Raw genomic sequence first — 17503 nt, 5'->3', positions numbered from 1 at the left:
GTTATGTTTTCCAGATAGCCCACCAGGCATATCTTAAAAAAGACCACGGGGTCTATGCTCTTTTGCCCACTTTGTCCATAGAACTTATTGGTGAGCGGGTAAAGAAAGTCCAGGTCTAGAACTTCTTTTAGCCGTCGGTAAAAATTTTCTTTTGAAACCCTGTCGCTTAGCTTAAAGCTTGTGAAGAGTTTTTCCTGATAGTTTTTCTTGCCTTGCATAGGCATGAAATTAATAAACTTCTCAATTTTATACAAGCCTTTTGCTATATTTGAAGAGGTGGTTGTGCAACAGGCACACCGGTTATAATGAAAATGACGGTATTTATTCTTCTGATGGCAATACTACTTCAGAGGAAGGATATTCCGATGATGATTCTTCAAACGAAAAAGCGAACTATTACCAACAATATTTCCGCAGTAAATCTAATGCTTATTCCGATCTTCCTGAAGAAGGGGCCATATTTACCGATATTGACGCCTATTCTACCACAGAAAGACTGGATGAGGATGGAAATATTATTATTGAGGAAAATTATAGTGATGAAGGTTACGGTCCTTGGGGAAATAACTCTGAGGATATCACCGTGAATATCTATAATTATGGCGGATATGGATATGGTTTCTATCACAGACCCTATTGGTACGGCGGATATTGGGGCTATGGACATTATGGTTACTACACTCCATATTGGGGCATAAGCTATGGTTGGGGCTATCCTTATTATGGTTATGGTTATGGCTACGGTTATCCATATTATGGATATGGATATTATAACCCATATTATTATAATCCTCATTATTACAATCCACATTACAATAACATCTCCTACAATCGCGGTAGAAGAAACACCGATTACAATAGAACAAGCACTCGCGGTAGAGCAAACAATGTATCTACCCGCAATTCTTATAGCCGTTCCGAGCTATCAAGACGTGTTAACAGAAATAATGTACGTGCCAATAGCGACACCCGCAACACGCGTAATAGCATTCGCACTACACGATCCAATTCTAGTCCTTCCATAAGAAATACGAGATCCAATTCCACCATTCGCAATAATAGCAGCTCGCCGTCCATACGCAGCAATACCAATAGAAGCAGCAATTTCTCTTCCCCAAGTAGAAGCAATAATTCAGGCTCGGTGAGGAGTTCAGGCGGAAGTGTTCGTTCCAGTGGAAGCAGCGTCAGGTCCAGTGGTAGTAGTGGAAGAAGCAGTGGCGGACGCGGTTAATAGTAATTATCGAAATAGTACATCCTAAATAAATAACATGCCCATCGACCATTTCTGGATAGTTAGAAATGTTGCCTTGGGCATTTATTATATCATTTTTTAAAAACCAGAATTAGATGAAAAAAATATTTTTATTAGTAACAGCATTTTTCTCCATGGTAGCTATAAATGCCCAAAATACAACTGATGGTTTGCGGTATAGTTTGGATGAAAATATTGGTACCGCCCGCTATACTGCATTAAGCGGTGCTATGGGGGCATTGGGTGGAGATTTTTCCGCTACGGGCATAAATCCTGCAGGTGGGGCCGTTTATTTAACATCCAGCCTTATGTTTTCTGCTTCGCTATTTGACATAGAGAATGACGCTAACTATTTCGGCACAAACGTAAAAAGTTTTTCCGACAATGTTGCGCTTAACCAATTGGGCGCGGTTTTCGTAATCAATAACTCCAATGAGGAATCCATCTTTAAAAAATTTACAATTGGAGTAAACTATGATATGAGCCGGAACCTTGATAACGAACTCTTTATAGTGGGCACGGGAAACACTTCCATTGGGGAGTTTTTTCTCGCTCAGGCACAGGGCATTCCCTTAAATTTATTGCAATTACAGTCGGGTGAATCCATTTCGGATCTCTATCAATACCTTGGCGAAAGCCAGGGCACCGCAGCCCAAAATGCCTTTTTGGGATATCAAGGCTTCTTATTTGATCCCGTTGATCCAAATAACCCATCCAATTCAAGCTATATTTCCAATATTGGGAATGGAGTGTTCAATCAAGAGTACGCCTATCTTTCTGAGGGATACAACAGCAAATTCACTGTAAATTTGGCCACACAGATAACCAATGATTTATATTTTGGAGTAAATATTAATACCCATACAATTTATTTCCAACAAAGCTCATTCTTACTGGAAAAAAACAACAATAGTGGATCAAGCATAAATAGGGTTGGGTTTGAAAACAATTTAACGGTCAATGGCGCAGGCGTTTCAGCCCAATTGGGCGCCATTGCGAAAGTTGCGAATAACTTCCGTTTCGGCTTAAGTTTATCCACACCTACCTGGTATCAAATTTCTGAGGAAACTACGCAATATCTAGAAAGCAGAAGAGTATTTGAAGGCCAAAACATAAATGAAATCGTGAACCCACGAGTTATAAATGTATACGAAGATTACACCCTTAGAACCCCAGCCAAAGTGAGTGCCAGTGCGGCTTATATTTTCGGACAGCATGGCTTAATCAGTTTCGATTACGCTTACAAAGATTACGCCTCCATCGAATTCAGTCCAACGAACGACATTTTTTTCAGGGATTTGAACAGTACAATCGGCAACACGCTCGAAGGAGTTTCAGAATACAAGGCAGGAGCGGAATATCGTTTAAACCAATTAAGTCTGCGCGGAGGGTTTCATTATGAAGAAAGCCCCTATAAAAATTCCGAAATTTTAGGAGAGCGCATTGGTTTCTCTTTGGGCGCCGGCTACAATTTTGGACGATTCACGGCAGATCTTGCGTACTCCCGTTCAGAACAAGATAGAAACCAACAGCTTTACGCAATAGGCTTAACTGACACTTCCGAAATAAATTCCGTTTACAGCAATTTCGTGCTTTCCCTAGGTTTCAATTTGTAATGTACGGCATGCCGTTCAATTAAAATTAACTATAGCGGCGCAACATACTTTATTATAAAAGCCTTAAAATATAAACTGCTACTTTTCAGTACCAAATTGCTATTGCTTATCTTTGCAGGCTTATTACATATTTTATTAAATGGATTTAGAAAAACAACTTAAGGAGATTGAAGCCATTGGCAACGACCATATAGGAAGTTCCACCGAAACCCCTATGCGTCCCGACGCCTTTGAGCTAAGCGATATTGAAAAAATTGCCAGCATCAAAAAGGATGTGCAAAACATCATGCACACGTTAGGGTTAGATCTTACTGACGATAGCTTGAAGGGAACGCCCACCCGAGTGGCAAAGATGTTTGTCCAGGAAATTTTCGGCGGCCTTCACCCAGATAGACGCCCAAAAGCCTCCACTTTTGACAACAAATACAAATACCAGGAAATGCTGGTAGAAAAAAACATTACCCTCTACTCTACTTGCGAGCACCATTTATTGCCGATTGTTGGAAAAGCACACATTGCCTATATCAGCAACGGTACAGTTGTGGGCCTGTCAAAAATGAACCGAATAGTAGATTATTACGCAAAAAGGCCCCAAGTGCAGGAACGCCTCACGATGCAGATTGTAAAGGAACTACAGCAAGTTTTAAATACAGAAGACGTGGCCTGCGTTATTGACGCAAAGCACCTCTGCGTAAATTCACGTGGTATTCGCGATATTGATAGCAGTACGGTGACCAGCGAATTTGGTGGCGCATTCAAAAATGCCGAAACACGTCGCGAATTTTTGGATTATATAAAATTGGATACTGAATTTTAAGGAGAAATTCCAAATTTCGAGTGCCTCCCAAAGGTTCGAGACCAAATAAAATTCCAAATTCCAAAATAACAAAATTCCAAAATCCTAATTTTGAATCTTGACTCCAGAACATTGAAACAGCAAGACTTATATATTTACAATTCGCTTACCAAAAGCAAGGAAAAATTCACTCCCATTCACGAAGGCGCAGTGGGTATGTACGTTTGCGGCCCAACTGTTTATAGCAATGTGCATTTGGGCAATTGCCGCACTTTTCTCTCTTTCGACCTGGTTTTTAGATATTTGAAACACTTGGGCTACAAAGTGCGCTATGTGCGCAACATTACCGATGCGGGCCATTTGGAGAACGACGGAGAAAGCGGCGACGATCCAATTCTTAAAAAAGCCAGAATCGAGCAGCTGGAACCAATGGAAGTGGTGCAGAAATACACCGTAGATTTTCATACCGTTATGGCCAGGTTCAACGCACTGCCCCCGAGTATTGAACCTACGGCTACGGGCCATATTTACGAGCAAATCCATATAGTTGAAAAGATTATGGAAGAAGGATTTGCCTATGAGAGAAACGGCTCCGTTTATTTTGACGTTTTAAAATTCAACGAAACAAACAATTACGGAAAGCTCAGCGGAAGGCAAATTGAAGATATGATTGCCAACACCCGCGAGCTAGCCGCACAGACCGACAAAAAGAACCCACAAGATTTTGCCCTTTGGAAAAAAGCCGAGCCCCAGCACATTATGCGCTGGTCTTCGCCATGGGGTATGGGTTTTCCGGGGTGGCATTTGGAATGTACCGCAATGAGCACCAAATATTTGGGAAACAATTTTGATATACACGGCGGCGGAATGGACTTGAAATTTCCGCACCACGAATGCGAAATAGCACAAGCGGAAGCCTGCAACCATACTTCGCCAGTAAATTATTGGATGCACGCCAATATGCTTACCCTTAATGGCAAAAAAATGTCCAAATCTACCGGAAACTTTATTCTTCCGATGGATATGTTTACTGGTGAGAACGATATACTGAGCAAGCCATTTTCGCCAACGGTTACCAAATTCTTTATGTACCAGGCGCACTACCGAAGTATTCTCGATTTCAGCAGTGAGGCTTTGGAAGCTTCGGAAAAAGGATTTAATAAATTGATGGATGCGTACCGTAATCTTGAGGAAGTAGCCACTTCAGAAAAAAGCAGCATTGATGTGGAAAGCTGGAGAAAAGCTTGCTACGATGCAATGAACGATGATTTCAACAGTCCAATTCTAATTGCGAGTCTATTTGAGACGGTAAAATTTGTCAATTTGCTGAAGGACGGAAAGGAAACCATTACCGAAAAGGATTTGGTCTTGCTAAAACAAACGCTGCACGATTTCCTGTTTGATGTTTTGGGACTGGAGGACACTGTTTCAGAAAATTCCCAAGATGGCGAAAAACTTACCGCTGCGGTTGAGCTTCTTATACAATTGCGCAATACGGCCCGTGCCAATAAGGATTTTGCAATGAGCGATAAAATTCGTGATGAACTGGCCTCAAAAGGGATTCAGTTGAAGGACGGGAAGGACGGGACTACTTTTTCATTAAATTAATTTGGGTTTGAAAAAAATACTCACATATCCTTTCATTCTTTTGATCAAGGGATATCAAAATTTTATTTCACCCTTAACGCCCGACACTTGCCGCTACTCGCCTACCTGCTCACATTACGCGGTAGAGGCCTTACAGACCCACGGCCTGCTGAAAGGCGGCTGGCTTGCAGCAAAACGTATCGCCAGTTGCAATCCTTGGGGTGGCTCGGGTTACGACCCCGTTCCCCCGAAAAAGAATTAATACTATGGCGCTCCATACTTTTTCGCTTTTGCTATCTTTACACAGCTTTTTAAAAACTCCAATATGCACTATCTAAGCTTTACCTGGAACCCTTCCGAAGGGATTGACCTTGGTTTTTTTATGATCCGTTACTACAGTTTAATGTTTGTAGTGGCATTTACGCTGGGTTGGATCCTCACCAAAAAGATTTATGAGCGCGAGGGGCTTGCACAGGAAAAACTGGACAGTCTGTTTATTTATATGGTAGTGGCCGTGCTGGTGGGCGCGCGTTTGGGACATGTTATTTTTTACCAACCCGAACTTTTTATGGAAGACCCATTGTCGGTTTTTCTGCCCATAAGCACCGTTCCTGAATTTGAATTTACGGGTTTTCAGGGCTTGGCAAGCCACGGGGCTGCAATTGCGATACTTATTGCAATGTATTATTACACAAAAAACGTTATTAAAAAGCCATTCCTTTGGATTATGGACCGAATAGTAATTGCCGTTGCCGCCGGTGGTATTTTCGTTCGGATTGGGAATTTTATGAATTCTGAAATAATCGGGAAACCTAGCGGCGATTTTCCATTGGGCGTCCGTTTTGTGCACGAGGGCATTGATAAGCGGGAAGCCGTTCAAGCAACCGGCATACAAAATCCGTCCAAAGCTTATGACGCTATTGTACACAATCCCCAATTTGCCGAACTGCTCAACAGCGTGCCCTTTCGGCACCCGGCTCAGCTTTATGAGGCGGCAGGTTATGTAATTGTATTTTTGGTATGCTGGTATCTATATTGGAAAACCGAGCGCAGAAAGCAGATTGGCTACATATTTGGGGTGTTCTTGATTTTGCTGTTTATGGTCCGCTTTATTGTGGAATTTGTAAAGGAAAGCCAAGGCGGGTTCGAGTCGGCATTGGGACTGTTTTCAACGGGACAGTGGCTGAGCGTCCCTTTCATCATAGCAGGGATATATATTATGTGGAAGGCTTCAAAAAAGCCTATGATTGAATCATAATATGGCTACAAATTCAATAAATGTTGGTTTTTAAACGTTAGCGTTTGTTGTTTTAATTTTATCACTAGTCCACGAAATATTTTAGTATTTGTGGTGGCAAAAAATTTTCAACAATGAAAAAAATATTTCTTTCAGCAGCTCTTTTGGGTGCTACACTTACCTTTTATAACTGTAAGGATCAATCTTCTTCTGAAGAAAAAAGTCTTACCAAGGAAATTACCTTCACAAAAGAAGGCGAACTCCAACTTATGAAGGCCGGAACCGATTCAATCATCGCATCGCTGGACATCGAAATTGCCGACGACGACTATCAAACCGAAACGGGTCTTATGTACCGCAACTCGCTGGGCAAGGATCAGGGCATGCTTTTCGTTTTTAAGGATGTGCAGCGCCGTTCTTTCTATATGAAGAATACAAAAATACCGCTGGATATTATTTATCTGAACGGCGATAAGGAAGTTGTGAACATCCAAAAGAACGCCAAACCGTTTGACGAAACTTCCCTTCCGTCCGAAGCTGCATCGCAATACGTTTTGGAGGTGAATGCCGGCCTGACCGATGTGTGGAATCTAAAGAACGGCGACCGCATCCGCTTTTCAACTTCAAAATAAATCTGTTCATTTAAAACAATTAACACTTGGAGCCACGCCGCATAATGCCCAAAAGATTGTACTTTTTCGCATAAAAAAAGACCTTTCCAAAAAATGGAAAGGTCTTTTAATATTTCAGAAGAATGAGAACTAGGCTTCCAGCGCTGGCTCAGCTTCCTCTTTCTTATCAATCAGATCCTCAACCTTCTTACGTTTTACGGTATCGTACATAATTGGCGTAGCGATAAATAACGATGAATAAGTACCGACCAAAATACCCACGATAATCGCGAATAACAGCCCACGTATAGATTCTGCACCTAAGAAGAACATACTCAACAATACGATAAGTGTGGTGAACGAGGTGTTCAACGTTCTACTTAAGGTACTGCTCAAGGCTACATCTATAATTCGGTTCATTTTCCATCCCGGATGTTCCCCAAAGTATTCACGAATACGGTCAAAAACGATAACGGTATCATTCAGCGAGTACCCGATTACCGTTAGAATGGCTGCAATAAACGCTTGGTCTATTTCCATACTGAAAGGCATAAATTTATAGGTAAGCGAGAATACACCCAAAACTATAACCACGTCGTGGAAAACTGCCGCAACCGCGCCCAAACTGAATTGCCATCTTCTAAAACGAAGCAAGATATATAGGAAAACTACAACCAACGAACCAAATACGGCCCAGAAGGAGTCTTTCTTAATATCGTCCGCAATGGTAGGACTTACTTTGTAATACTCCATTCTACCAATAGTTTTTCCTTGGCCGTCGCCCACAAAATCCTCGTAGGTCATTGTGGCTGGCATATCTTTTTTGACGGTTTCAAAAAGCATTCTTTCTATTTCCTCATCTACTTCAGTCCCGGTTTCGTCAACCTTGTATTTAGTAGTAATCTTCAACTGGTTATCGCCACCATAGGTTTTTGCCTCGGCACTTCCAAAGGTTGCAATAAGGTTGTCCTGTATTTCCTGCGCATTCACATCCTTGTCAAAACGCACAGTATAGGTACGTCCACCCACAAAGTCAACACCTTGGTTAAGACCATTTATGAAAAGTGATGAAACACTTATCAACAGCATGATGGCAGAAATCACGTAAGCCATTTTTCGCTTCTTTAGGAAAGAAACGTGAACATTTGTGAAAAGGTTCTTCGTAATTAAAGTAGAGCAAGGCAATGGTTTGCCATTTTTGGTATAGCTATCAATAAACAGTCTTGTGATGAAGATTGCCGTAAACAATGCTGTGGCAATACCAATCAATAAGGTGGTGGCGAAACCTTGAATAGGTCCGGTTCCGAATACCAATAGTATCAAACCAGTAAGACCGGTGGTAATGTTTGCATCCAAAATGGAAGACAACGCATTGTTGAAACCATCTTTAATAGCGTCTTTTTGGGCTTTTCCTTTTGCAAGCTCTTCCTTGATCCGCTCAAAGATAAGTACGTTTGCATCCACGGACATACCGATGGTCAATACAATACCGGCAATACCTGGAAGGGTAAGCACGGCCCCAAGCCCCGCCAAAATTCCGAAGATAAATAGGATGTTTACCAATAAAGCAACGTCAGCAAAAAGCCCTGCTTTTCCGTAATAGCCAATCATCCACAACAACACCACGAAAAGAGCTATTACAAAGGACATTACCCCGCTATTAATAGCCTCATGACCTAATGTAGGACCTACTACTTCGCCCTGAATAATCTCAGCAGATGCAGGAAGTTTACCAGCTCGCAATACGTTTGCTAAATCCTGACCCTGGTTTACGGTAAAGTCTCCAGAAATCTGGCTACGTCCACCAGCAATAGGTCCAGAGGTTACACCTGGTGCTGAATACACAATATTATCAAGCACGATGGCTATCTGACTTTGGTTCTCATAGGCATTGCCCGTCATTTGTTCCCAAATCTTGGCACCCTGGCCATTCATTTGCATAGATACTACTACGCGGCTTAGGTTATCATATTCCTGTCTAGCATCTACGACTACACTTCCACCAAGCGGGGGAATGTTATCACGGTTACTTTTTAGTGCATAAAGGGCAGTTACTTCCTCTCCGTTCAATTGCGGATTTGTCTCGGGTAAGCCCCAAACAAATTTTGCATAACGCAATTCATTTGGCAAGAGCGACTTGATCTGTGGATTGCGCAGATATCCATTAATTGCGGCAGTATCCTGCAATTTAAAGGTGGCAATCACGGGACTCCCTTGGGTTCCCAAAGAAACCATTTTGGAAAGTATCGGGTTTGCCTTATTATCATTTACAAGAGAATCATTAACATCCTGTCCTCCCAAAAGTTTACTTACGTCATCTTCTTCTGTATCGGTAGTGTCGGAAATTGCTTTGGTAGTATCAACGGCAGTAGTTAATTCAGCCTCTGTTTTGGCCATTGCAATTTCACCTGCCTTAGCATCTGCTGCTTGAAGGAAACCTGCCATTTCCTCAAATTTATAGACATCCCAGAATTCAAGTTGGGCAGTACTTTGAAGTAATTTCTTAACCCTATCAACATCTTTTGCACCCGGAAGCTCCACTAGGATTCTTGCAGATTTCCCCAAACGCTGGATGTTTGGCTGGGTAACCCCAAATTTATCAATACGCTTTCTCAAAACTTCAAAAGCAGAAGTAATGGACTCGTCAATCTTTTGCTCAATAATTGGTTTTACCTGAGCATTGGTCATTCCTACATCAATTACATCTTCCAGATTTTTATTGAAGAAAATATCGGGAGAAGCAAGCTCATTCTCACCCGGAAGGGCTTCAAAAGCCTTAAAGAAAGACTCAAGATAGGTATCCTGGCTATCTTTTTGTAGTTCGCTCGCGTTTTCCAAAGCTTGGTTGAAAGCCGGATCCTTGGTATTATTCGCAAGTCCTTTCAAAATGTCTTTTACAGACACCTCTAGAATTACGTTGATCCCTCCTTTAAGGTCAAGCCCTTTGTTTAGTTCCTTTTCCTTGGCAGTGTTATAATCTATTCCCAAGAAAACGGGCTGGTTAGCCACAGAATCCAGGTAACGTGCCTCAGCCTCGTCCCGCTCATGGGGCTGCTCGGCCGAAAATTTGCTGTTTGCAAATTCCTTTGCGCTATCTTCTACCTTGTTGGCAACAAACGTAAAAGAAAGCTGATAAATACTCACCAATCCAAACAGGATGGCGAATACGGTAATTAATCCTTTGTTTTGCATGTTTATATTTTTTGGTCAGATTTTTTAAATCGCGCAAATATATGGTTTGCTGATATATCTGACAATTATCGCGGTTATTTAAAAATTATATTTATTGGCTTCGGAAATATGACGTCCAAAACCATTTTTCTAAACTGAAAACCTTTTCAGCTAAAAAAATTATAGTGAAGATTTTAATTACGATAAAGGACCAGCCCTGACCTCTGGAATTTTATGTGAAGTAGTGCCTATTAAAAGCGAAACGCTTCGATAGTTTTTAAAAGCAAGTTGTTCCTCGCTCTCCTTTAAGTGAAAGCCTGTTTCCGAAACAGAAACTGAAATAATGGGCTTTAAATAAGTATCCTTCGCAGTTTTTATTACTACCGGCAAACCTTGCAACCCATTGTGGGCGCTGTAATCCTTATGAAGCTTGATTACATCTAACTTATAAATGCCCGCGTTCTTTCCGAAGGGAATTTCAGAAGAATGCTGTTTTTCATTAAAAGCCGTATCCCCGACCTGGAGCGTACCTTCATTTTGAAAAAGATTTTGAATAGTCGCAACATCTGTGGTGCTGAAGTAGGCCACCTTTATCTTGCCGCCGTGAATTTTGGAAACTACAACATTTTCAACGCCAACAGACTTTAACTGTGAAGTAATACGGGCAATGGCTTGTTGGGCATCGGCAGTGCTAACATTTTCGGCATTGAACTGAACAACGATTTCCTGATTGGGCAGGGCAGTTGGCTCCATCCCTACTCCAAAAAAAGTAAGGGCAAGTAACAATATGGGAATGTACCATCTCCAGTTCACGCGCCAAATATAGAAAAATAACTTTAAAAATGAAGCGGGACGGCAACTATAAGACTTAAGACGGTAAGACTTATGACGTAGGACAACATCTTTAACCGCAGCCGCGATACTCAGTTTACCAATCTTATGTCCTAAGTCCTACTGTCCTTATGTCCCTTAAAACTCCAATTCGAAATAAAGACTGCTCTCCGGGTTTCCTTCGTTCACGTCTTCACCTTTTAAAATTTCGCCGCTGCTGTTAATCAATTTCAGATTGATCTTCCAATAGCCAGTCATCGTCAAGGACAGCTTTCCATCATACATTTTTGTGGCCGAGGTATACGTCAGATCTACATTATTCGGCGAACTATGGTTGCCCATTCCCGGCATTCTTGGATCCACGGTTATCCTATTGTTTTCAACTATTGGAAAGCTCATCATAGATTCCATTTTATACAGCACCGCTTGTAAATCGTTCACTGCAACTTTTGGGTCTTTGGGGTTAATGTACGCCAAAATATACCGCGTATCGTCGCTGCCCATAAACACTTGTGTCTTTTTCAGCCCATCAGCCGGTTGCGATACCGATACGCGCAGGGCCTCTTCCTTTTGCTGGCCGTTTAGGGAGTAATTAAAAACCACTTCCCAATATTCGGTGTCGTTGCTGGCCATCTGAAAAACAATGTGTCCTTTATAAACTGTGCTCTCTTCGGTATTGGTCAACATACTATGTGGTGCGGAATGCTCCATCGTTTCCATATGCATCATCGGCATCCACGTTGGAGCTGCATTGGAAACGTACTTATCGTTTGCCATGTCCTTAATTCTAATGATAATTTCATTGTAACCCACTTCCAGATTTTGTTTTTCCGAATAAATCTGAACGGTATGGTCTGTAGCCGGAATTTCATAAATCATGTTTAAACCTTCCACAGGGTTAACCGCTACCGGCGTGTTTTCATCATCATCCGAACAACTTACGAATGTGGCTGAAAGAAAAAGTACTGTGAATATATATTTTAGTGTTTTCATAATTTTATTTTATTTTATTAATTGATTGAGTAAGAAATTGTTAAGTAAAAATTACGGCCCATCCGCGGAATGTTGTTCCAATCGGTATAGGTTGAATAATTGGTATCAAAAATGTTTTCAATCCCTGCTTTTAGGAAAAGGTCGTTGTCCCTTAAAAAGAAACGTTTTCCGAAGCTTGCCGACAGCGTAACATAAGTCGTACTTTTGGTTTCACCATAGGTAGGATTGTAATTAGTCTGCTCCCCAGCGCCATCAACCGATAGCGATGCGGAGAACTGGTTTTTATAGAAATCAATTGCACTTCGGTATGAGATTGGGCTTATTAGCGGCAAGTTTTCACCTTCATCATCCACGCCTCGGTGGTATGAAACTCTTCCCGTTAATTTAAATGCGTTCGAAATACTATACCTTCCCGAGAGCGAAGCGTTAAAAAGCTGTGCATAATCAAGATTGGTATAAATTTTCACCCCCTCGGCACCAATAGTCATCGTGCTGAGCGAGGAATCAACTTTTCCGATTATATAATTGAAAACGTGGAAGTAATTTGCTCCTGCGGTAATCTCAAAAATTGGTTTTTTATAGGTTACCGAAAGATTCGCATCAGCAGAACCTTCAGTGTTCAAACCCGGGTCGCCAATATAATCGTGATTATCAAAACTGTTGAAAAGATAAAACCCATACCCTTCCGAAACCGAGGGCGCGCGTTCGCCATAGGAAAGGCCGCCGTTAATATGAAAGTCACTCAGCATTTTGTGATATTGGGCCGAAAAACTTTTCAGGAAACGGGTATTGGTCCTGTCCATTTCGGGATAGAAAATTTTTAGACTGTTCAGCCCAAAATCATCTGCAACCGTATTGGAATGGTACGCCAAACGTGTTGAAAGTTTTAAAGAAGCATTTTTCAACGGAATATGGTCTTCGGCATAAAAACCAACATTTTTGGTACGCACGTCGGGCCACGTAAGCATGAACATCAACGGCTCGTTGCTGTTGGTTGGGTACATGGTCATTTCCGCGTAGCTTTTATTGTAAAACCCATCCCACTTAAAAAAGAAGTGATGTTTTTCTTTATTGAAATTTGCCTGCGTATAAAATCCCGCGGTCTCGCTCCAGCCCGGCATATCCATATGTATTGGCACATTGGGTCGCTTGGTGTCGTCCATTACGTGCTTTATGGTATTGAAATACATCTTGGTTTCCCAATTGCTGAAATTTCCAAACAACGTATCCTGATTAAAACTCACCGAAGCAATCACGGCACGCGCCAAGGAAACGTCCATCGTCAGGGCAGGATAGCCCACATCGTTCGCTTCATCATATATTAAGGTAGCGGAAATGGATTTGTCCTCGGCAAGTTTATAGCCCGAATTTATTGAGAAGTTATACTTTTCAAACTGTGAAAATTTCACTTCTTTATTGCCACCGGCCTTGTAATTATCGGCCTTGCGGTAAATTCCATCCAGATTGAAATAGAATTTTTCTTCGGAATAATTGAGCTCGCCTCCAAAAACGCGCATGGAATTGTTTGTTTCAAAAGCGCTTTCCAAAGAACCCGTCCATCCGGTTGATTTAAAATTGCTTTTATCCAATTTCAAATTGATACCGCCGCCTATGGTATTCCCAAATGCCGCGCCCTGCTGGCCTGAACCTATTTCCGCCTCCGAAAGATTAGAGACATCAACATAGGAAGTTATCGGGTCCATTTTATCGGTACACGCGCCAAATATCTGCATGCCATCTATGGTTATTGCCAATCGTTCGGAGGCCATATCGTTCATTGTTGGCTCCCAGGCGTAGGCGCCACGCTTTACCATTTTGATACTGCGGGACGACTCCAAAAACTCGTCCAATGTGGACAAGGGTTTGCGCTGTTTCTGATGGTCCAATTGTCTGCCTGCGGAAATAACCACCACTTCATTGAGTTGAATTAATTTCAGACTGTCCGCCGGGGTTTCCTGGGCATAGACTTGTGTGGTAAAACTGCCGCAAATAAGCGCACACCAAAGCCAGCCCATAAGCATTCCCTTTACGGGGAACACAGGTATAAATGCTTTCATTTTGAATATGTTTTGATAATTAAAAGAAGTATCTAACTGATTTTTTTCAGAGAAAATTTCAGAAAGAATCGTTGCTGAAAATTATCCCAACTGCGGCGGATGTAGAATTTTTGAGATATAAAGGGAAGAATTCAAATTTGGCTTGTAGCCGATATTTTCAACTGAAATTAATTCGCCGACCGAAGCAAAACTATATTCCGCGATATTTTCAGAAATAATAAACTGCGGAATCTCAGTCTTGGATGTTTTATTATTGAACGGATTGTCATCCTCTGCCCCTGCTTCCTTTGCCAATTCTTTGGTGAGATGGCATTTCCCGTTACATTGCATTTCGGGCTTGTCTTTGTTCTCACAAAGCACGTTCACTATGTATTCATAATTTGCTACATATTCCACCACGGGCCACAAAGGTCTTGTGAACATGATTAGCGAAACGAGTATGAGAATTATGTTTTTCACAGAACAAAGATAGCACCCATACGGACTGTCAAAAAATGACTTTTATCACATTCCTTTAAATATATTTAAGACTAAGGTATCAGTAATAGTGAAAAATTTCCGACAAATCATTTTAATATTCAAAATTTGTCAACTTTTTGCTGTTGATAAATTTTTATAATTCTGATTATTAATATATTAACAATCCATTCTTGACAACTTTAAAAATTAAAATTATAATGGGATTGCTATTTTGCTATATTTACATACTTTAAAAATCCGAATTTAATTAACCAAAAATCTTTTCAAAAATATGCAAGTAAAAACCGCCATCCCCACTCCCCAAACCTACACACAGGATGAAGCTTTTGAAGCTTCGGTTGAATATTTCAAAGGTGACGATCTTGCTGCCCGCGTTTGGGTAAACAAGTACGCCCTAAAAGATTCTGAAGGCAATATTTATGAAAAAACGCCAAACGATATGCACCGCCGTATCGCAAAGGAAATTGCGCGTATCGAGCAGCGCTATGCCAACCCAATGACCGAGGAAGAAGTTTTTGAGGCTATCAAAGATTTCAAGTACATCGTGCCCCAAGGCAGCCCTATGGCGGGAATAGGCAATCCATACCAGATTGCTTCATTATCAAATTGTTTCGTAATAGGAAACAACGGCGATTCCGATTCTTATGGAGGCATTATGAAAATTGACCAAGAACAGGTACAATTGATGAAACGTCGCGGCGGTGTGGGCCACGATCTTTCGCACATCCGCCCGAAAGGGTCTCCGGTGAAGAATTCAGCGTTGACCTCAACTGGGATTGTTCCGTTCATGGAGCGCTATTCAAACTCAACCCGCGAAGTGGCACAGGACGGCCGTCGTGGCGCGTTGATGCTTTCGGTGTCCATAAATCACCCCGATTCCGAAGATTTTATTGATGCGAAAATGGAGCAGGGAAAAGTTACCGGTGCCAATGTTTCCGTGCGAATGGACGATGCTTTTATGCAAGCCGTAAAAGATGGAAAAAACTATACACAGAAATATCCAATTTTTAGCGAAAACCCAAAAAACACAAAGGAAATCGAGGCTGGAAAGCTTTGGAAAAAAATAGTGCACAACGCATGGAAATCTGCCGAGCCGGGCATTCTTTTTTGGGATACCATTATTAAGGAGAGCGTACCGGATTGCTATGCCGATTTGGGCTACAAAACCGTATCCACAAATCCATGTGGCGAAATTCCGCTTTGCCCCTACGACTCCTGCCGTTTGCTTGCAATAAACCTATTTTCGTATGTGGAAGAACCTTTCACCAAAAATGCTTCCTTCAATTTTGAGCTTTTCAAAAAACACATCGGTATCGCCCAAAGAATTATGGACGATATCATCGACCTGGAACTTGAAAAAGTAGATGCCATCATCGCAAAAATAGATGCCGATCCGCAGAGCGATGAGGTGAAAGCTGTTGAGAGAAATCTTTGGAAAAACATTCAAACAAAAGCAGAGGAAGGTCGCAGGACCGGGATTGGAATTACCGCCGAAGGCGATATGCTGGCCGCTTTGGGCATAAAGTACGGCAGCAAGGATGGCATCGATTTCTCTGTTGAAATCCATAAAACCGTGGCTTTGGAAGCTTATCGCGCATCGGTTTATACCGCCAAGGAAAGAGGTGCCTTCAAAATATTTGATAGCGAAAGGGAAAAAAACAACCCGTTTATTCTTCGCCTAAAAGATGCGGATGAAAAGCTGTATTACGATATGCTCGAATACGGCCGAAGAAATATAGCATTGTTGACAATCGCCCCAACGGGAACTACCAGTTTGATGACGCAGACCACTTCGGGCATTGAGCCTGTTTTTCTTCCTGTTTATAAAAGAAGAAGAAAAGTAAACCCGAACGATAAAAACGTACGTGTAGATTTTGTGGATGAAGTGGGCGACAGTTGGGAAGAATACGTGGTTTTCCACCACCGTTTTAAACAGTGGATGGAAGCCAACGGCATTGCAACCGATAAAAATTACAGCCAGGAAGAGCTGAACAAAATTGTAAAGAAATCGCCGTATTATAAAGCAACTTCCAACGATGTGGACTGGATGAGCAAAGTGCGGATGCAGGGCGCGGTACAGAAATGGGTGGACCATTCCATTTCGGTAACCATCAATTTGCCGAACGATGCCACCGAAGAATTGGTCGGAAAACTGTATCTCGAAGCGTGGCAGGCAGGCTGCAAAGGCGTTACCGTTTACCGTGATGGGTCGCGTTCCGGGGTTTTGATTTCCAATGAGGAAAAGAAAGAGGAAGACAATGAAACGCTTACAGCTTTCCCAACCAAACGTCCAGAAATTTTGGAGGCAGACGTGGTACGTTTCCAAAACAGCAAAGACAAATGGATTGCCTTTATCGGCTTGATTGATGGAAAACCCTATGAAATTTTTACCGGTTTTGCAGATGACGAGGACGGAATTTTAATTCCGCGTTGGGTAAATGAAGGTGTTATTATAAAGAATAGAAACGAGGACGGAACTTCGCGTTACGATTTTCAATATAAAAACAAAAGAGGCTATAAAACCACTATTGAAGGGCTTTCGCATAAATTCAACCCAGAGTTTTGGAACTATGCAAAATTGATTTCCAGCACGCTCCGCCACGGCATGCCGATAGAAAAAGTGGTGGATTTGATTAACAGTTTACAACTGGACAGTGAAAGTATCAACACTTGGAAAAACGGGGTTGCGCGGGCGTTAAAACGCTACGTGGCCGATGGAACCGAAGCCAAAAAGCAGAAATGTGAAAACTGTAATAGTACTTCGCTTATTTACCAAGAAGGCTGTTTGACTTGTAAGGACTGTGGGTCATCAAAGTGCGGGTAGAAAAAAGACTTAGGACCGCTTCACTATAAGATGCAAGACGTAAGACTA

13 protein-coding genes and 1 pseudogene are annotated in these 17503 nt (G+C 41.8%); 8 read left to right on the top strand and 6 right to left on the bottom strand.

What is annotated here, in order from left to right; translation table 11 throughout:
- Window positions 1-218 (bottom strand): annotated as a pseudogene (locus MB09_RS11845) (IS1182 family transposase); the annotation flags it as partial.
- 50 nt (window positions 219-268) lie between these two features.
- Here MB09_RS11845 and MB09_RS15560 point away from each other — a divergent pair.
- From MB09_RS15560 to MB09_RS11810, 7 genes are all read left to right on the top strand, one after another.
- A complete protein-coding gene (locus tag MB09_RS15560; protein ID WP_131459910.1) occupies window positions 269-1231 on the top strand; it encodes a hypothetical protein in 963 nt (320 codons plus the stop codon).
- 116 nt (window positions 1232-1347) lie between these two features.
- A complete protein-coding gene (locus MB09_RS11835; protein ID WP_045081110.1) occupies window positions 1348-2868 on the top strand; it encodes an OmpP1/FadL family transporter in 1521 nt (506 codons plus the stop codon).
- A gap of 139 nt (window positions 2869-3007) precedes the next feature.
- A complete protein-coding gene (folE, locus tag MB09_RS11830) occupies window positions 3008-3685 on the top strand; it encodes a GTP cyclohydrolase I FolE (protein ID WP_045081109.1) in 678 nt (225 codons plus the stop codon).
- Between the two features lie 111 nt (window positions 3686-3796).
- Window positions 3797-5272 (top strand): cysteine--tRNA ligase, encoded by a 1476-nt coding sequence (cysS, locus tag MB09_RS11825; RefSeq protein WP_045081108.1) that lies wholly within the window; start codon window positions 3797-3799, stop codon window positions 5270-5272.
- Window positions 5273-5279: 7 nt separating this feature from the next.
- Window positions 5280-5513 (top strand): membrane protein insertion efficiency factor YidD, encoded by a 234-nt coding sequence (gene yidD, locus MB09_RS11820; protein WP_045081139.1) that lies wholly within the window; start codon window positions 5280-5282, stop codon window positions 5511-5513.
- A 63-nt stretch (window positions 5514-5576) separates the two neighbouring features.
- Window positions 5577-6509 carry a prolipoprotein diacylglyceryl transferase gene (gene lgt / locus MB09_RS11815; RefSeq protein WP_045081107.1) on the top strand — a complete coding sequence of 311 codons (933 nt, stop codon included), beginning with the start codon at window positions 5577-5579 and terminating at the stop codon, window positions 6507-6509.
- Between the two features lie 113 nt (window positions 6510-6622).
- Complete coding sequence (locus MB09_RS11810) at window positions 6623-7120, top strand: DUF192 domain-containing protein (RefSeq protein WP_045081106.1); 498 nt, start codon at window positions 6623-6625, stop codon at window positions 7118-7120.
- Window positions 7121-7249: 129 nt separating this feature from the next.
- On the opposite strand, the gene secDF is transcribed toward MB09_RS11810, so the two are convergent.
- The 5 genes from secDF to MB09_RS11785 all read right to left on the bottom strand — a co-directional run bounded on the left by secDF (window position 7250) and on the right by MB09_RS11785 (window position 14610).
- Complete coding sequence (gene secDF, locus MB09_RS11805; protein WP_045081105.1) at window positions 7250-10291, bottom strand: protein translocase subunit SecDF; 3042 nt, start codon at window positions 10289-10291, stop codon at window positions 7250-7252.
- 177 nt (window positions 10292-10468) lie between these two features.
- Complete coding sequence (locus MB09_RS11800; RefSeq protein ID WP_165586704.1) at window positions 10469-11056, bottom strand: hypothetical protein; 588 nt, start codon at window positions 11054-11056, stop codon at window positions 10469-10471.
- A 183-nt stretch (window positions 11057-11239) separates the two neighbouring features.
- Entirely contained in the window at window positions 11240-12094 is an 855-nt protein-coding gene (locus MB09_RS11795; RefSeq protein WP_045081103.1) for a hypothetical protein, read from the bottom strand.
- Between the two features lie 17 nt (window positions 12095-12111).
- Window positions 12112-14151 (bottom strand): TonB-dependent receptor plug domain-containing protein, encoded by a 2040-nt coding sequence (locus MB09_RS11790; RefSeq protein WP_052671368.1) that lies wholly within the window; start codon window positions 14149-14151, stop codon window positions 12112-12114.
- Window positions 14152-14232: 81 nt separating this feature from the next.
- Complete coding sequence (locus tag MB09_RS11785; protein ID WP_131459906.1) at window positions 14233-14610, bottom strand: hypothetical protein; 378 nt, start codon at window positions 14608-14610, stop codon at window positions 14233-14235.
- Between the two features lie 292 nt (window positions 14611-14902).
- Between MB09_RS11785 and MB09_RS11780 the strand changes: the two genes are divergently transcribed.
- Window positions 14903-17455, top strand: a complete 2553-nt coding sequence (locus MB09_RS11780; RefSeq protein ID WP_045081101.1) for an adenosylcobalamin-dependent ribonucleoside-diphosphate reductase — start codon at window positions 14903-14905, stop codon at window positions 17453-17455.
- Window positions 17456-17503 lie beyond the last annotated feature (48 nt).

The organism is Aequorivita vladivostokensis, from assembly GCF_000952855.1.
GTDB lineage: Bacteria > Bacteroidota > Bacteroidia > Flavobacteriales > Flavobacteriaceae > Aequorivita > Aequorivita vladivostokensis.
This window is presented reverse-complemented; position numbering and strand designations above follow the sequence as displayed.